The following is a 488-nucleotide window of genomic DNA, read 5'->3' on the forward strand; positions in this document are numbered from 1 at the left end:
TGGTGGCGGCGCGTGGGCGGTTGATGGGGGGCCTGCCGTCGAGGGGTGCGATGTGGGCGGTGCAGGCGGAGGAGGCAGAGGTGGCTGTTCTTCCCGAGGGGGTGTCGGTGGCTGCGGTGAACGGGCCGTGGTCGTTGGTGCTTTCGGGTGCCGAGGATGCCGTTCGTGGGGTGGCGGACGGGTTCGCGGGGCGGGGGCGGCGGGTGAAGCGGTTGGCGGTCAGTCATGCCTTTCACTCGGTGTTGATGGAGCCGATGCTCGCGGAGTTCGCCGAGGTGCTGGCCGGGGTGGAGTTCCGTGAGCCGTTGATTCCGGTCGTCTCGAACGTGACGGGTGAGGTGGCGGGGGAGGAGTTGTGTACGCCGGAGTACTGGGTGCGGCATGTTCGGGCGACGGTCCGGTTCGCCGACGGGGTGCGGGCCGTGCGTGCCCAAGACGTCGGCACGGTGCTTGAGGTCGGTCCGGACGGTTCGCTCGTCTCCCTCGTC

General features: G+C 69.9%; 1 protein-coding gene. It reads left to right on the forward strand.

Translation table 11 applies throughout. The features are described from left to right. Positions 1-2: 2 nt before the first annotated feature. The coding region (locus SMA5143A_RS42485) for an acyltransferase domain-containing protein (protein ID WP_308812074.1) at positions 3-488 on the forward strand (486 nt) is incomplete at its 3' end.

Source organism: Streptomyces sp. MA5143a (genome assembly GCF_900290235.1).
Lineage (GTDB): Bacteria > Actinomycetota > Actinomycetes > Streptomycetales > Streptomycetaceae > Streptomyces.